This window comes from Thiomonas sp. UBA7699, assembly GCF_002482605.1.
Lineage (GTDB): Bacteria > Pseudomonadota > Gammaproteobacteria > Burkholderiales > Burkholderiaceae_C > Thiomonas > Thiomonas arsenitoxydans.
In genome coordinates, this window is the sequence record NZ_DLGH01000030.1 from 1 (window position 1) to 15,858 (window position 15,858).

A 15,858-nucleotide genomic window follows, 5' to 3' on the forward strand; every position below is an offset into this window, starting at 1 on the left:
ATTTTCGTTCGGCACGAACATCCCCGCATAGCTCAGTCCGCTGAACAGGACGGACAGCGCCTTCCCGATGGATAGCCGCTGATCGATGCTGTGCAAGGCCGCTTCGGCAGCCTTGGCGAGTTGCGGCTCTGCGCGGACCTGGTCGTTCGCGAGGTAATCGGTCAGCAGCGTGCGCGAGCTTTCGCTGGGAGCCTCGCCGAGCGCCTTGATGGCTGCCAGTTGTTCCCTCTTGTCGCTGGAGTACAAGCCTCGCTTGGCCATGGCGAGTTCGAGCGTGGCCTTGATGTCGGCATCACCCTGGCGCTGGATCGCCTGCCGCAGGATGTCCGGGTCGAGCAGCATGAAGAACTTGCTAACCTGGGCTGCGGCCTTTTCGCGCAAATCCCGATGCTCGCTGAACAGATCCATCTCGGCAGTGGCCACTGCAAGCCTGCGCATCATCACGATGGTCGGAACGTAGGGCGTTCCGCTGGGCGTCACCTGCGCCGGCGCAAGCGTCACGGCGTCGAGATTGCGCCCGTTTCGGGAGATCACCGCACCTCCACGCGGCGTGCAGATCAACTCCCCGTCGCGGATCGCCATCACAACCGTATTCGCCCAGGCGCGATTCACCGGGTCGCCCTGGATGCCCAGGCCGACCAGCTTGGCAAGCGCGTCTGGATGGTCGCCTTCCGCACAGAACGACTGAACTGCGGTTGCGCGCAGCGGTTCGGCTTGTCCAGCGGCGAACACGGCCTGGCCGCCCATGGCGCACAAGCAGAGCGCCATGCCGGCCAACTCGGCCCAATGCAACAACCGTTTCCAATCCATCATGAAGATTTCCGTGAACGTATCGACAGCATCGCCACCTGCAGCCCGCGGAGTGAACGGGCTGCCAGGCCGGGCGTGCGAAATCAAGCCTTGACGAACGGGCTGTACGGGATGGGCTTGACGATGTCTGTCGACTTCCACAGGATGTCGAAACCCTGATTGGCGTTGATGGAACCGATCATGTCGCCGCGCCAGAGGTACTGGTTCGACATGTCCATCTTGTCGACGTAGCCAGCGGGATCCTCGATCGTCAAACCGGCGAGCGCCTTGCGCACTGCGGCTGTCTTGGTGGACTTGGCCTTTTCAACTGCCTTGGCCCAGAGATTGAGCCCCAGGTAGGTGGAGACCATCGGGTCGATGACCATGTCCGGACGATGCTTCAGCTTGTTGGTCTCGACATAGTTCCGCCAATCGTTCTTGAGTTTGGTATTCAGGGGCGTGTTGACGTTCTGGAAGTAATCCCAGCAGCTCAGGTGTCCGACCAGAGGCTTGGTGTCCAGACCCTGAAGATCGCTGTCCACGACGTCGAGGCCGAGGATGGGAATGTCGGTGGCGCGAATGCCCTGGTTGACGGCTTCCTTGAACAGCGCGGGGATAGAATCGCCGACCACTGTCATCACCACGATGGCCTGACCGCCCGGCTGGGCGGCGAACTCCTTGATTTCCCGGACGATGGTCTGGAAGTTGGACTGGCCGAAGGGAACATAGTGTTCGCGCCAGGCGGATTCCGGGATGCCCTTGGTCTTCCAGTACCCCTTCAGGATCTTGTTGATCGTCCGCGGCCACACATAGTCGCTACCGATCATGTAGAAGCGCTTGGCGCCGCCGCCGCTCGGGCTCATCAGGTATTCGACGGCGGGGAGCACGGAACTGCTGGGGGGCGAATTCAGGTAGACCACGTTTTTCGAATCCTCCTCGCCCTCGAAGTGAAGCGGGTAGAACAGCAGGCTGTCCTGCGCTTCCACCACCGGCAGGACGGACTTGCGCGAAACGGAAGTCCAGCACCCGAAGATGGCAGCCACCTTGTCGCTCAGGATCAGCCGCTTGGATAGCTGGGCATACATCGGCCAATCCGAACCCGGATCGACGACGACGCCCTCGACCTTGCGTCCGAGCACACCGCCGCGTGCGTTGATCTGGTCGATGGTCATCAAGGAAATGTCCTTGAGCAGCGACTCGTTGTTGGCCATCGTCCCCGACTGGGAAAACAGCAGGCCGAGTTTGATGGGGTCCTTGTTTCCGGCAGCCAGGACCGACTGTGGCAGAACCGTTCCTGCCGTGGCAACTACGCTCGAACCGAGAGCGGATAGGAATACGCGTCTTTTCATGCCAAAGCTCCAACAAAGGTAGGGGTCCAAAAAAAAACAAATAAAAAAGCCCGAAACCAGGCGTGCTGGTTTTCGGGCTTCTATGGCCGGTGCCGCTCGAGACGACTTTGTCAGGAGCGACTTTCATGATGTCGGATGGATCAAAGCCCGAAGGCTCGTGGCAATTCCGACGGGATGGGAGACGCAAGGGGCGTGCCAGATCCTCTGCGAATCAGCGGCAAACCGGCCGCTCCCTCGAATACCAGCCGAAGTGCGGACGCATCCCGCTCTTGGGGATGCCTGGACAAGCACGATTCTTGCTGGAGTTGGTCTACCTCCAATCGAAACTCAAGACACCCCAACATGGCGCGCAATGCACAAAAGTCGTGCATTTTCACCTGAAAAAGCCCCGATTTGGGGGCGCATCCTTTCTCGCGCTATTCCATCTATCAATCGCAATGGCACACACCAAAGACGGCCCCATCAAGATCGGCGTTCTCTATTCCACCACCGGCGTGACCTCGACTGTCGAGGAGACTCAGCAGCGTGCGGTGATCATGGCGGCAGAGGAGGTGAATCGCGACGGCGGCGTTCTGGGTCGCGAGATTGAACTGCTCTGCGTGAATCCAGAAAGCAATCCACGCCGCTACGCGGGCATCGCCGAGCAACTCATCCTTGAACACGACGTGCGCCTCCTCTTCGGCTGCTACATGTCCAGCACCCGCAAGGCGGTGATTCCAATCGTCGAGCGGCATGATGCTTTGCTGTTTTACGCTACCCCCTATGAGGGTTTCGAGTACAGCCGAAACGTGATCTATGCGGGTGCTGCGCCGAACCAGAATTCACTTCCCCTTGCGGGCTTCATGCTCTCAAACTTTGGTTCGCGCGTGTGGATGGTCGGCTCGGACTACATCTGCCCATACGAGTCCAACCGCGTCATGAGCGACCTCATTCTCGAGCGCGGCGGCGAGAAGATCTCGGAAACCTATCTTCCGCTCGACGCGACCTGGGAGAGTTATCTCGACGTGGCCCGGAGGATCAAGAGCGCCATGCCGGACTTCATCTTCTCGACCGTGGTCGGCGAGGGCATCACACTCCTGCATCGTGCATTCGCGACCGTGGGACTCGACCCCTACGCGGTGCCCATCGCAAGCCACATGACCAGCGAAGCGGAGATCGCCATCATGGGCGCCGACTTGGCGGAAGGCCATATTACCTGCGCTGCCTACTTTCAGTCTGTCGATACACCCCAGAACAGGCATGCCATCTCACGTTATCACGATCGATTCGGCGAGCAGCTTGTCACCAATATGTGCTGGGAGGCGGCCTATTTCCAAATGCACATGCTCGCCGACGCCATCAGACGCGTCGGAAGCGACGATCCGGAGCACCTGCTCCGCGTTCTTCCAGGCCTTGAGTACGACGCTCCACAGGGCCGCGTTCGCATCGACGAGCACAACCACCACACCTACCTTCGGCCGCGGATCGGCCGGGCCAATGCGCACGGCCAGTTCGACATCCTGGTCAGCGCGCCTGAGCGCGCAAAGGCCGACCCTTATGTGGTTTCCCACTCGACGCCTGACTGGCTGGGCACAGTGGGCAAGAATATGCAGGGATCGGAGGACCGGGAATGACGCGCATACCCGAACACGCTACGGTCCTGCGACAGATTCGGTCGCTCCAGGTGGTCGTGATCCACCCACCGGACCAGGACGGCGATGAGCTGTCTGCCCAACTCCACCGCATTGGCTGCAATGTGCAGACCTACTGGCCCGAGCTCAGGGTCCTGCCGCCGGACACCGGAATCGTGCTGCTGGCCGTGCGTCCGGAAACACTCGGCATCGAATATCCCTGGATCGGACAGCCTTCGACGCCGCCGGTCATCCCCGTGGTAACTTATGAAAGCCCCATCACCATCGAGGCGGTGCTGCAGCTCAATGCCTTCACCACAATCGCCTCTCCGGTACGCTCATTTGGCCTCCTGACGGCAATCGCGGTGGCCCTCATGCAACACAAGGCGCGACATACGCGCGAGCGCTACATCCAGCGCCTCGAGCAGAAGTCCACCAAGCAGCGGGTCGTACAGCAGGCCAAGCAGATCATGATGGAAGCCCGCGGCATCTCCGAAGACGAGGCCTATGCAATCCTGCGCTCCCAATCCATGGCCAAGCGCTCGAATATCGAAGACGTCGCCCACAACATCATCGAGGCGCACAAGACACTTGGGCTCGATTGATTTGGCCTGTCCCGTGTCGGATGCAGGTCTCGAGCAACAGGAAGTGGAATTTCACTTTCTCGCGTAGTGGTTCCGGGATCCGTTCCGTGCCGGTTTCAGTCCCGCCGCTGCTGGCACCGACGCCGATTTGAGGCATGCGCCGGGTTTGCTGCGGACCGGTTGGAACGCGCCGAAATTCAAGCCTGATACCGTGCGCAGCTCGTTTGCCATTGCGCAGTCGCCTATCGGCATGTGGCTCAAATCGGCACCGGCGCCAACAGTCGCGAGCCAAAGGCGCGCTCGCACGGATCCAAGGGAGTTTGCGACTTTGCGCGCCACGCGTATCGCGACGGGGCGCTTCCGAGGCGCAGGCGTGCTCGGTGGGCGTTTGCGACTATATTTGGCAGGAACAATTCCTGGGCGCCGCTTTGTTTTTTGCTTTGTTCACCTCTGCCGTTGAGGCGGCGCCGATGAACAAATGCATCGTGAATGGCACAGTCACTTTTCAGCAAACGCCCTGCCCATCTGCTCAAGTGCGAAACCCGCCGTCAATCGATGAACTGAACGCCGCTGAAAAAAAGAAGCGCGCAGCGCAAGCCGCAGCACAAGCCGCAAAGCAAACCACGCAACCACACGCCACATCGCTGTCGGGCTCCTCGGCGGCAACCGTTTCCGGTTTCACCTGCGATGGACGCATCCATTGCTCGCAGATGCGCTCTTGCGCCGAAGCCAAGTACTTTCTCGCCCATTGCCCCGGCGTGAAGATGGACGGCAACAGGGACGGCACTCCCTGCGAGCAGCAGTGGTGCAGCCGCTAACCCGAGCGCTTGTGCTGACCCGGCGTCTCACGACTTTGCCGTCCCGCCCTGCGCTACACGCATCACGCTGAACAAGGCGCCCAGCGCGGCCAGGCCGGTGGCAACCAGCAGGCCTACCTGAGGGGCGTGAGCTCCGGCCACCAGGTGAAACACCAGCGAGCTGGCCACGGCGCCCGCGGTCTGGCCTGAGAGCCGCGCGGTGGCTTGCATGCCGCCGGCCGCCGCGCTGCGTGCGCGGGGGGCGGCGAGCAGCATGTTGCGGTTGTTCGGCACCTGGAAGAATCCGAAGCCCAGACCGCACAACACGGTACTGGCGACGAGGGGCAGCAGACGCTGTTCCTGCGTCATCCAGGCGGCTAACAGCAGGCCTGCAGCCAGACAGACGGCGCCGAAGGTGCAGAGGGCGGCGGTGGATACGCGGTCGGCCAGGCGCCCGGCCCAAGGGGCAGCCACGGCGACCGTCAGGGGCCAGGGGGTCAATGCGAGGCCAGTGACCAGCGCGCTTTCGCCGAGGCGGTTTTGAAAGTCGAAGACCAGGGCGACGATGCCCGCGATCTGCGCCGCGAAGCAGCAGATCGAGGCGAACACCGACAGCCGGAACGCGGGCACGCGCAGAAGATCGAGCGGAATGAGCGGCGCTTCAACCCGCCATTCGCGTGCGATCAGCGCCGCAAAGGCCGCGACAGCCACTGCCATCAGCACAGCGCCTTGCGCGGGCGAGGCCGCGAGCCGGTCGACGCCGAGCACGAGCGTGGCAAAACCCAGGGCGTTCAGGGCCATACTGGGCAGATCGAGCGGGCGCTGACCCGGTGCGCTCCGCGGCAGCCTCCGCAGCGCCAGCAGGGTGAGCAAGCCAACCGGCAGGTTGACGGCAAACAGCCAGCGCCAGTCGGCCAGCGAAAGAATCACCGCGCCGAGGGTCGGCCCGGCTGCTGAGGACAGGGCCACGGTCAGTGCGCTCCAGCCGATGGCGCGGCCCAGCATGCGCTGCGGCACGATGGCGCGCAGCAAAGCGGCGTTGAGCGCCATGATGCCCGCGCCGCCCAGACCCTGAATGAACCGCGCAGCCACCAGCCAGCCGAAGCTCGGCGCCATGACACACAGGGCCGAGGCCAGGGTGAACACCGCGACGCCGCCGACGTAGAGCGTGCGATGCCCGATCTTGTCGCCGATGGCCGCGCAGGGGAACAGCGCCATGACCAGGGCCATCTGGTAGGCCGTGACCACCCAGATCGCCTGCGACGCGCTGACGTGCAATTCGGTGGAAATCGTGGGCAGGGCGACGTTGACGATGGTGCCGTCGAGCACGACCAGCACCGTCGCGAGCAGCACACCGACCAAGGCCCAGAGCTGCCCGGGTTCGAGGGAGTCGCCAGTCTCGGTCTGCGCATGGGGCGCTGCATCGCGGCGAGACGGTATCGGTTTCACGGGAAAAGACAGGGCATGGGGGGAATGATGGAACGCGAGCATGGATGTAAAGAACAGCATCGATGGACCGCCGATGGTTGCATTGATCTCTCCATGCGGCTCCTAAATCCGCGGCGGTTCCTGCATCAACGCGACTTGCTCGCGCAACTCCAGGATGCGGTCCTGCCAGTAACGCACGCTGCCGAACCAGGGAAACGCCGCGGGAAATGCGGGATCGCTCCAGCGGCTGGCGATCCAGGCGCTGTGATGCAGCAGGCGCAGGGTGCGCAGGGCCTCGACAAGGTGTTTCTCGCGATCGTCGAACTCGCGGAACATCTCGTAGCCGCGCAGCAGCGCCGCAAACTGACGTCGCATATCGGCCTCGTCGCCCGAGAGCAGCATCCACAAATCCTGAATCGCGGGGCCGCTGCGGCTGTCGTCGAAGTCGACGAAATGCGGGCCCTCGTCGGTCCAGAGCAGATTGCCCGGATGGCAATCGCCATGCAGCCGGATCAGCGACACGTCCCCGGCCCGCGCATAGGCCTGGCGCACGGCGTCAAGCGCCTGATCGACGACGGTGAGCCAAGCGGCGCGCAGGTCTTCGGGCAGCCAGCCGCCGTCGCGCAACAAGTCGCGCGACGCCACGCCGAAGGTCTGCACATCCAGCGTGGGGCGGGCTTGGTAGGCACGCGCGGCGCCAACGGCATGGAGCCTGCCGAGAGAGCGGCCCAACCATTCCAGCGTCTCGTCCTGTTCGATCTCCGGAGTGCGCCCGCCCTGGCGCGCGAACAGGGCCAGCCGATGTCCGGCGACGGCATGCAGGGTGCGGCCGCCCAAGAGCAGGGGTGGCACGACCGGCACCTCGCGCTCGGCCAGTTCCAGGGTGAAGGCGTGTTCTTCCAGAATGGCCGCGTCGCTCCAGCGGCCGGGGCGGTAGAACTTGGCGATGCGCTGGCTGCCGTCTTCCAGGCCCACCTGAAATACCCGGTTCTCGTAACTGTTGAGCTGCAGCAGCGTGCCGTCGCAGCGCAGGCCCAGGCTGTCGATCGCGTCGAGCACGCCATCGGGACTGAGATCGGCATAGGTGAGCTGAGACATGACTTTGATGGCCCCTTTGATGGCCCTTTAAGCGGCGGCTTGCAGTGTCTCAAGTTCGACAGCCATCGTTGCCGCTGCGCTGCTGAGCGACACCGCGCCATCCTGCACCAGACATTGCAACTGCATCGTGCGCTCGGTGAGGCCACCCAGAGCCTGGCTGACCTCAGGCGGCAGACGCAGCACGGTGAGGTTTTTCAGCCGCGCGAGCTTGCCCGCGTTCTGCTTCCACCACACCGGACAACTGCTGGCATGGCAGACCACGACAACCTGATCCGCGCGCCCGCAGGCTTTGCGCACGCGGCTCTCATCGGGCTGGCCGATGTCGATCCACAGCTTGACCGCGCCGGTGAGGTCTTTCACCCAGATGTCGGGCTCGTCCACATCGAACAGACCCTTGGTCAGGGCGATGCCCTCCTGCGCATACAGCGCGTAGAGCAGCACCCGCACCATCATGCGCTCCTCGGTCTCGGAGGGGTGGCAGGCCAGGGTCAGGGCATGGTCGGCGTAGTAATGCCGGTCCATGTCGGCCACCTGCAGGTCGGCTTTGTAAATCGTTGCTTTCAGCGCCATGGCATGCATCACTCGGGAAGGAAACTCTGCATTGTGCGTTGCCGCGTCACTGTCACCCGCCATTCTGCGGCGCCACATGCCCGCTGACGATGGCGCCGTCGTGCGGCTGCAGGCGGATAAAGACGGGCAAGGCGAGCAGCGGCAGCGCGGCCAGCAGCAGAAAAGATAGATGAAAGGTCGCCAGCGAGGGCATCAAGTGGTGGGGCGTGAACAGGCCCAGCCACGCAGCGCCCAGTGAAACGCCGAAACTCACGGTGAGTTGCTGCAGCAGCCCGCCCAGACTGGTGGCGCGACTCAGGCGTTGCGCATCGATGTCGGCATAGGCCAGGGTGTTGGAGGTCATGAACTGGGTGGAGCGCACCAGGCCGTAGAACACGATGGCCGCCGCAATCCACGCCGTTTCGGTGTGCGGCCCGATGAGGGCGAAGGTGCACAGGCTGGTGGTGCAGGCCAGGGCACTGATCAGCAGCAGGGTGCGAAAACCCAGCCGCCGCAGGGCGGTGCCGACGAACACCCGCACCACCGGCGAGGCCACGGCCGACAGAAAGGTGAGCGCGCCCGACTGCACCGGGCTCATGCCCAGCCCGAGTTGCAGCATGAGCGGCAACAGATAAACCGGCCCGTTCATCGCAATGCGGCACAGCCCGCCCGCCAGGGTGGCAATGCCGAAGGCGCGTTCGCGCAGCAGACCCAGATCGACCGCCGGATGCTTGCGGCTGCGGCTGTGGTGCCAAAACAGGCCCAGCAGCGCCACCGCCCCCAACAGCAGCACAGCCAGCCAGGCGACCGGCAGGCGGTCAGCGCCTTCCAGGCTGACCTGCACCAAGCCCACCGCCAGGCCGAACAACATGAAGCCCCACAGATCGAAGGCTGGCGGCGCAGGGGTATCGAGGTCGCGGATGAAGCGCGCGGTCAGCACCATGCCCAGCAGACCGAAAGGCAGGTTGACATAGAAAATCCAGCGCCACGACAGCGCCGTGGTGAGATAGCCGCCGAGCAGCGGCCCGATCACCGGCCCGATGATGGCGGGCAGCGTCGCATAGGTCATGGCGCGAACCAGCTGCGAGCGCGGAAAGTTGCGCAGCAAAATGAGGCGTCCGACCGGCGTCATCATCGCCCCGCCCAAACCCTGCAACACCCGCATCGCGACCAGCATGGGAAAACTGTCGGCCAGCCCGCACAGCACCGAGCCGGTGGTGAAGAGCCCCAGAGCGGCCACGAACACGCGGCGGCCGCCGAAGCGGTCGGCGCACCAGCCGCTCAGTGGAATGAATACCGCCAGGGTCAGCACATAGGCGCTCACAGCCAGACTCATCTGCACCGCGCTGACCTGCAGCGAGCGCGCCATGTCGGGAATGGCGGTGGTGACGATGGTGGCGTCGAGTTGCTCCATCAGAAAGGCGATGGCCACGATGATGGCCACCAGCGGGCGTCCTTGCTGAGCCGAGTCGTCCGTGATCGGCGACGGCTGTTCAGCGGAAGGGGGGATTTGAGACAACGGGATGGGCGACAAAAAACGAGGGAGGATCAGCGCTGGCGGTGTTGCGTGATTGTCCGCCAGGACACGAATCACCGCTGCGGCAGTCTCACTTGCTTTTGCTCAGCGCCAAAAAGCACAACACCCCGCCGGGGCGGGGTGTTGTGGGGCGTCGTGCAGACGAGGCGTTTACGGCCGCCGGGTTTACTGGCGCTTGAACAGTTCCACCAAATCGTCGCGCATCGGAGCGGTGGCGGCGACGTTGAGTTTGTAGTCTTTGCCGTCGAAGCTGATCTTGTTGATCATGGCCTCTTTTTTGTTCAGATCCAGCGTGACGGCGCGCAGGGTGGCGGTTTCAAAATATTTGGCGATTTTGGGGTTGCGCGCGGCGATCTCTTGCGGCTGCTTTTGCGCCCAAGTGGTGACGTGGAAAATCACACTGCCCTTGTAGTTGTGCTCGGCCAGTTGTTCCAGCGCAACTTCGAGCAGCGCCATGTTTTCTTCCCTCTTCCACTCGCCGCCAAAGGCGAGGTATATGCCGTCTGAGGGCAGGAGGTGGGCGACGGCGGGGGCGATCTCTGCCTTGTCCTTCACCGACTCAAAGGTCAACCGGGAGTCGGCCTTGTTCACCGTCAAGGTGCCGCCGATGCCGCCGGCCAGATCGTTGCAGATCACGGAACGGTTCACCAGAAGGCCCAGATGCGGACGCTGCATGGTCTGGGCCAGGGCGTTGCCCACCACCCCGCCAGCCATGATGCGAATGGTCTGGATTTCGCTGAAGGTCAGCGGCTTTTTGGCTTCTTGCGCAAACGCGGCCGACGAAAAGGCCAGGGCGGAGAGGGCGACGGTTAACAGAGCTTTTTTCATGGACTTCCTTTCAAAAAGAAAGTGCGAGTATCAATTAGTTACATGAACCCATGACGATTCCATCCACCTCCGCTTTGATGCAGGTCAAGCAAATGCTCGACTGTTGCGCAGCAGACCCCTTTCGGTCCGCTTGTGGCGAAAACGTAATGAGTTGTGTGGAAAAAGTACGTTTCCGTCAGATGAACGCCGTTAATTTACAGTGCCTTTCAAGGTCAATCCCTAAACTACGGCAGTTCCGTTGACCTCCAATACAGACCTGCAAAACCCCGGGCGACTCGTCCCAGACTGCAGCCCTTGCAATCCGTTTTCGCACCGATGGATCAATCCCACCCTTCCAACAAATCGCGGCGTCCGCAGCGGGCCCTGCTGGCGCTGAATCTGGTCGGATACGCTGTGGGCGCCCTCACGATTCTGGGCTACGGGCTGATCGGGCTGCTGCCCACTTTCGTGGCCTGGGCCTACTTTCTGGCCGGGGCGCTGGTCAACATCGGGCTGTATTTCTGGATACAGGGCCTGAGCGACAAAGCGGTTCGCACCAAAACCTACCCCACCTACGTCTTTCTGCTGCTCAACGTGGGCGTGCAGCTGGGCTTTGCCATCTGGCAACCGCAGATTGCGTTCATCGCCATGCTGATCCTGATTGGCATCGTGCCCATCGAAGTGCTGCGCTTTCGCCGTCGCCAGATCGTGTTCATGTACGGCCTGATCGCGGCGATGACCCTGATCGCCCTCTTGTTGAGCGCGGGCCGCTGGAGCATTCCCACCAACGGCTGGACGCAGCAGACGCTGCTGTGGATTGCGTTCACCGAAGCGCTGGCTTTCAGCATCGCCACGCAGTTGTTCAAGGAGCGCTTCAGCCGCAAGCTGGTGCAGCACAACGAGCAGATCCGCGACGAGTACAAGACCTATCGCACCATCGCCCATCGCGATGATCTCACCGGCTTGGCCAACCGCCGGGCGTTCATGCAGAAACTGAGCGCCACGCTGGTCAAGCATCCGCATCAGGCTCTGGCCGTGGGCATGATCGATCTCGACCGCTTCAAGATCGTCAACGACCGTCTGGGCCATTCGGTGGGAGATCAACTGCTGGTGGCCGTGGGCCAGCGCCTGCGTAGCGTGCTGCGCCAGACCGATGTGCTGGCGCGGCTGGGCGGAGACGAGTTCGTGGTGATGTTCACCGGGTACACCTCGCTCGACCAGCTGCGCGCAGTGGCCGACCGATTGGTCAAAAGCATGGAGCAGGAGTTCACGGTGCAGAGCCACGCCCTGCAGATCGGGCTGTCGCTGGGCATCGTCATTCAGCAGCAAGCGCAGCCGGTGGATGCGCTCACCTTGATGCGCCGCGCCGATCTGGCGATGTACGCCTCCAAGGAAGGCGGCCGTCAGCAGTACCGCTTTTTCGACCAGCATATGGAAGACGCCCTGCAGGAGCATGATCGCAAGCTCAACTGGGTGCTCGACGCGCTGCATCACAACCGGCTGGAACTGCACTACCAGCCCATTCTGTCACTCGATGGCGGCACGGCTGCGGGCGTGGTTGGCGTCCATAGTGCCGAGGCGCTGCTGCGCCTGCGCGACGCCGACGGCGTGCACACGGCGGGCGCCTTCGAGTCGGTGCTCGATGACGAGCAAATCGGTGTGCCGGTCGGACGTTTCGTACTGTCTGCCGCGCTCGATCAGGCGCAGCGCTGGCATCTGCAGGGCCGGGAGATTCAGGTCAACGTCAACATCAGTCCGCGCCATTTTCTCGACCCGCAATTTCTCTCCGACCTGCGTACCGCGCTGGAACGCCATCCGCAATGTCCGCCGGAACGGCTCGTGCTCGAAGTCACCGAGCATGGCTCCGAGCTCGACAGCCGCATGGCCAGCTTTGTCGTCAGCCGGTGCCGCCATCTCGGCGTGCGGGTCGCGCTCGACGACTTTGGCACCGGCAGCGCCAGCCTCACCCATCTGCAACAACTCGAGGTCTCGTCGGTCAAGATCGACCGCAGCTTCACCCGCGACCTGTTCACCAGCGGCGCCGGGCTGAGTATCACTTACGGGCTGCTGCGCACCGCCGCGCTGATGGGCTTGGCCGTGGTGGCCGAGGGCGTGAGCACGCCGCAACACGCGCTGGCGCTGGCCTCCATGTCGTGCCGCCGTTTTCAGGGTTATGCCATCGCCCGGCCGATGACCGCCGAAGCCATGGATGCCTGGCTCACCACCTGGCGCTCGCAACTGCCTTGGGCGGCCTTGCTGCCCAAGCAGGCGCAAATCTCGCCCGATGCGATCCACGCCCTGGTGCAGCACAACAATACGGCGCTGCACGCCGAGCGCGGCACCATCAGTTCGGAAGAACGCAAGCAGCTCATCGAGCCAGATGCCCAGAACGCCTGCGCCCTGGGCCTGTGGTGCCACGAAAACGGCGCGCGTTACAGCAACCGGCCCGGATTTCTGAGACTGATGCGCGAACATCATGTGTTTCACAACCGGCTGCGCGAGGAACTGGCCGAGGCCCCGCTGAGCCCGGAGTCGGCCAGGATCAAGAGCCTGGGCGAGCAAAGCCGCATCATTCGGCACCAGTTCTGGAATCTGATTCTGCTGGGCGTCGACAAGCCCGTCGAATCTGACCAAGAGGAAGTCAACTCAACCGAATTCAACAGCGTGTTCGAGCCGGCTCCGGCCGAGTCCATCGAGGCGCCCTCCACCCCGCCAGCACTCAAACTCGTTCTGTGAGTATTTTTTGGTGAAATGAGCGGGCGCTGCAAGCCTTGCCGCTTGCATTGCCTCTGCGCCGCATGAACACTCCATCACAACAAGACGCTTTCGCTCGTGCGCAGCATGTCCGGCCTCCGCCACTCGCGGGTTGCCCGCCTGCAGCGTGCCGCGGCCCAGACTGAACATGACGCAGCGCGCCCCTGATCAAAACCCAGACAACCGCCCCGCACCGTCCACCGCCCTGCTGAACCGCACTCTCGCAGGTTATGTGCTCTACGCGGTGCTGTTGCTCGCCTATGCCGCAGCGGGGCTGCTGCCCTGGCTGGCTGCCGTCGCCTACGGCCTGCTCGGGGTGACGGTCAATCTGCTCCTGCTCAACTGGCTGCTCTACTTCCCCCGGACGCAGAACAGCGCAGAGAATTTTCCGGTCACGCTGTTCCTGCTGCTCAACGCCGGGCTGCAGTTCCTGTTCTTCGCTTTGCTGCCGTCGCTGGGGGCGCTGTTCCTGTTGCCGCTGTTTGCGTTGATTCCAATCGCCGCGCTGCATGTGCGTCGGCTTCAGATTGCCGCCAGCCTGCTGCTGCTCGCGGCGCTCAGCGCGGTGGCGATAGGGCTCAGTCCTGGCCGAATTCAGTTGCCCATGGCGGACGGGCAGCAGCGCGCACTGGCATGGGCTGCCGTGCTGACCGTGCTTGCCTTCGGCGCCACGCTCATGATGACCGTCGAAGGCTTCAGCCGCGCGCTCATCAAGGACAACCTGCGGCTGACCAAGGCGTTCAAGGCGCTGCGCCGCTTCGCCCTGCGCGACGAGCTGACCGGGCTGGCCAATCGCCGCATCTTTCTCGATCACCTCAACGAGCTGATGCAGCGCCGCCCGAACCAGACGCTGACCATCGGGCTGATGGATCTCGACCGCTTCAAATCCGTCAACGACCGGCTGGGCCACATCATCGGCGATCAGTTGCTGGTCGCCGTGGGACAACGGCTGCGCGGTGTGCTGCGCGAGGGCGATCTGCTGGCCCGTTTCGGCGGCGATGAATTCGTGGTGCTGCTGCCCGGCTACAGCACCGAACAGCAGCTCAGCTACATCGCCAAACGGCTGGTGAACTGCATCGAAGCGCCGTTCATCATTCAGGGCAACAGCCTGCAGATCGGGCTGTCGCTCGGTCTGGTGGTACAGCAGCCCGACGCGCCCGTCGACGCGCAAACCCTGGTGCGGCGGGCCGACATGGCCATGTATGCGGCGAAGAAAAACGGCCGACAGCAATACCGCATCTTCGATCAGCAGATGGAAGACGCCATGCAGGAGCGGCACCGCAAGCTGCAATGGGTGCAGTCGGCGCTGCGCGACAACCGGCTGGAACTGCAGTATCAGCCCATTCTGTCTCTGCAGGCGGCATCAACCACCAAAGGGGCGGAACCGCAGGTGCAGATCGACGGCGCCGAAGCTCTGCTACGGCTGCGCGACGCGGCGGGCTTGCACCGCGCAGCGACTTTCGAGGCCGTGCTCGACGACGACACCCTGGCCGTGGCGGTGGGCCGTTTCGTACTGGCCGCGGCCATGCGCCAGGCCGACGCCTGGTTCGGTGCGGGGCGCGCGCTGCAGATCAGCGTCAACATCAGCCCGCGGCATTTTCTCGATCCGCAATTTCTCTCCGACCTGCGCAGCGTGCTGGCCCAGCATCCGCAGTGCCCGCCCGGGTTGCTGGCGCTGGAGCTGACCGAGCACGGCTCCGAGCTCGACGGCGCGATGGCGCGCTTCATGGTCGCGCAATGCCGCCAGCTGGGCGTGCAGGTCATCCTTGACGACTTCGGCACTGGCAGCGCCAGCCTGATCCACTTGCAGCAGCTCGAAATCACCTCGGTCAAGATTGACCGCAGCTTCACCCATGACCTGTTCACCAGCGGCGCGGGCCTGAGCATTTCCTACGGCCTGCTGCGCATCGCCGAGCTCATGGGGCTGGAAGTGATCGGCGAAGGCGTGGGCTCGGCGCAGCATGCGCTGGCGCTGTCGTCCATGGGCTGTCGGCGCTTTCAGGGCTACGCCATTTCGCCGCCGCTGTCGCTGTCCGACTTCGAAGTCTGGCTATCCAACTGGCCCCAACTCATCCCCTGGACGGCCTCGCTGCGCCACCAGCCGGCCATCTCGGCCGATGCCATTCAGGCCCTGGTGTGGCACAACGCCGTGGCGCTGCGCGCGCAGCAAGACACCTTGAGCGAGAGTGAGCGTCAGCAGTTTCTCAAGCCGAACGCCGCGCTGCAAAGCGAGCTGGGTCTTTGGTGCCAGACCCATCAGGCGATGTATGAAGATCGGCCCGCGTTCCTGCGCCTGATTCGCGAGCTGCACATCTTTCACACCCGGCTGCGCGAGCAGCTGGCGACCAGGGCGCCGATCGAGCCGGCGCAGGCCGCGCAGCTCAAGGCGCACAGCCGCGTGGTGCGGCATCAGTTCTGGAATCTGGTGCTGGTGAACATTCCGCCCATGGCGGCGGAATCGGCGTCGCGCCAAGCGGGCCGAGATGCCGACCGAAACGCCGACTCGCGCTCCGGCGGTTTCGACAGCTCGATGCACCCCACCTTGCCGCTATAACG

The 15,858-nt window shown here is 63.4% G+C and carries 11 protein-coding genes and 1 pseudogene; 5 read left to right on the forward strand and 7 right to left on the reverse strand.

What is annotated here, in order from left to right; genetic code table 11:
* Positions 1-897, reverse strand: a pseudogene (locus B3H47_RS13145) (hypothetical protein); the annotation flags it as partial.
* The gene (locus tag B3H47_RS13150) at positions 894-2,138 is read right to left on the reverse strand and encodes an urea ABC transporter substrate-binding protein (protein WP_286987477.1); all 1,245 of its coding nucleotides are present in this window, start codon (positions 2,136-2,138) and stop codon (positions 894-896) included. The gene B3H47_RS13150 and the pseudogene B3H47_RS13145, both read right to left, overlap by 4 nt.
* A gap of 437 nt (positions 2,139-2,575) precedes the next feature.
* On the opposite strand from B3H47_RS13150, the gene B3H47_RS13155 reads away from it, so the two are divergent.
* The 3 genes from B3H47_RS13155 to B3H47_RS13165 all read left to right on the forward strand — a co-directional run bounded on the left by B3H47_RS13155 (position 2,576) and on the right by B3H47_RS13165 (position 5,150).
* A complete protein-coding gene (locus B3H47_RS13155) occupies positions 2,576-3,751 on the forward strand; it encodes a transporter substrate-binding domain-containing protein (protein ID WP_286987478.1) in 1,176 nt (391 codons plus the stop codon).
* Positions 3,748-4,353 (forward strand): ANTAR domain-containing response regulator, encoded by a 606-nt coding sequence (locus tag B3H47_RS13160; RefSeq protein ID WP_286987479.1) that lies wholly within the window; start codon positions 3,748-3,750, stop codon positions 4,351-4,353. The genes B3H47_RS13155 and B3H47_RS13160 overlap by 4 nt, the downstream gene beginning before the upstream one ends.
* 359 nt (positions 4,354-4,712) lie before the next feature.
* Positions 4,713-5,150 (forward strand): excalibur calcium-binding domain-containing protein, encoded by a 438-nt coding sequence (locus tag B3H47_RS13165; RefSeq protein WP_286987480.1) that lies wholly within the window; start codon positions 4,713-4,715, stop codon positions 5,148-5,150.
* 27 nt (positions 5,151-5,177) lie between these two features.
* Here the strand turns inward: B3H47_RS13165 and B3H47_RS13170 are convergent, their stop codons facing one another.
* The 5 genes from B3H47_RS13170 to B3H47_RS13190 form a co-directional block, all read right to left on the reverse strand.
* The gene (locus tag B3H47_RS13170; RefSeq protein WP_286987481.1) at positions 5,178-6,578 is read right to left on the reverse strand and encodes an MFS transporter; all 1,401 of its coding nucleotides are present in this window, start codon (positions 6,576-6,578) and stop codon (positions 5,178-5,180) included.
* A 102-nt stretch (positions 6,579-6,680) separates the two neighbouring features.
* Positions 6,681-7,655, reverse strand: coding sequence for a serine/threonine protein kinase (locus B3H47_RS13175; RefSeq protein ID WP_013122304.1), 975 nt, complete (start codon positions 7,653-7,655; stop codon positions 6,681-6,683).
* A gap of 27 nt (positions 7,656-7,682) precedes the next feature.
* Entirely contained in the window at positions 7,683-8,225 is a 543-nt protein-coding gene (locus B3H47_RS13180; protein ID WP_013122303.1) for a YaeQ family protein, read from the reverse strand.
* 52 nt (positions 8,226-8,277) lie between these two features.
* A complete protein-coding gene (locus B3H47_RS13185; protein ID WP_286987483.1) occupies positions 8,278-9,723 on the reverse strand; it encodes an MDR family MFS transporter in 1,446 nt (481 codons plus the stop codon).
* A gap of 183 nt (positions 9,724-9,906) precedes the next feature.
* Positions 9,907-10,569 carry a hypothetical protein gene (locus B3H47_RS13190; protein ID WP_013122301.1) on the reverse strand — a complete coding sequence of 221 codons (663 nt, stop codon included), beginning with the start codon at positions 10,567-10,569 and terminating at the stop codon, positions 9,907-9,909.
* A 315-nt stretch (positions 10,570-10,884) separates the two neighbouring features.
* Here B3H47_RS13190 and B3H47_RS13195 point away from each other — a divergent pair, with 315 nt between their 5' ends.
* A complete protein-coding gene (locus B3H47_RS13195; RefSeq protein ID WP_013122300.1) occupies positions 10,885-13,284 on the forward strand; it encodes a putative bifunctional diguanylate cyclase/phosphodiesterase in 2,400 nt (799 codons plus the stop codon).
* Between the two features lie 166 nt (positions 13,285-13,450).
* Positions 13,451-15,856, forward strand: coding sequence for a putative bifunctional diguanylate cyclase/phosphodiesterase (locus B3H47_RS13200; protein WP_286987485.1), 2,406 nt, complete (start codon positions 13,451-13,453; stop codon positions 15,854-15,856).
* Positions 15,857-15,858: the final 2 nt, after the last annotated feature.

Bases quoted from the DNA above. Each gene is read 5' to 3' on its own strand.
- B3H47_RS13150 (WP_286987477.1), bottom strand. From the start codon at position 2,138: ATGAAAAGACGCGTATTCCTATCCGCTCTCGGTTCGAGCGTAGTTGCC.
- B3H47_RS13155 (WP_286987478.1), top strand. From the start codon at position 2,576: ATGGCACACACCAAAGACGGCCCCATCAAGATCGGCGTTCTCTATTCC.
- B3H47_RS13160 (WP_286987479.1), top strand. From the start codon at position 3,748: ATGACGCGCATACCCGAACACGCTACGGTCCTGCGACAGATTCGGTCG.
- B3H47_RS13175 (WP_013122304.1), bottom strand. From the start codon at position 7,655: ATGTCTCAGCTCACCTATGCCGATCTCAGTCCCGATGGCGTGCTCGAC.
- B3H47_RS13180 (WP_013122303.1), bottom strand. From the start codon at position 8,225: ATGGCGCTGAAAGCAACGATTTACAAAGCCGACCTGCAGGTGGCCGAC.
- B3H47_RS13190 (WP_013122301.1), bottom strand. From the start codon at position 10,569: ATGAAAAAAGCTCTGTTAACCGTCGCCCTCTCCGCCCTGGCCTTTTCG.
- B3H47_RS13195 (WP_013122300.1), top strand. From the start codon at position 10,885: ATGGATCAATCCCACCCTTCCAACAAATCGCGGCGTCCGCAGCGGGCC.
- B3H47_RS13200 (WP_286987485.1), top strand. From the start codon at position 13,451: ATGACGCAGCGCGCCCCTGATCAAAACCCAGACAACCGCCCCGCACCG.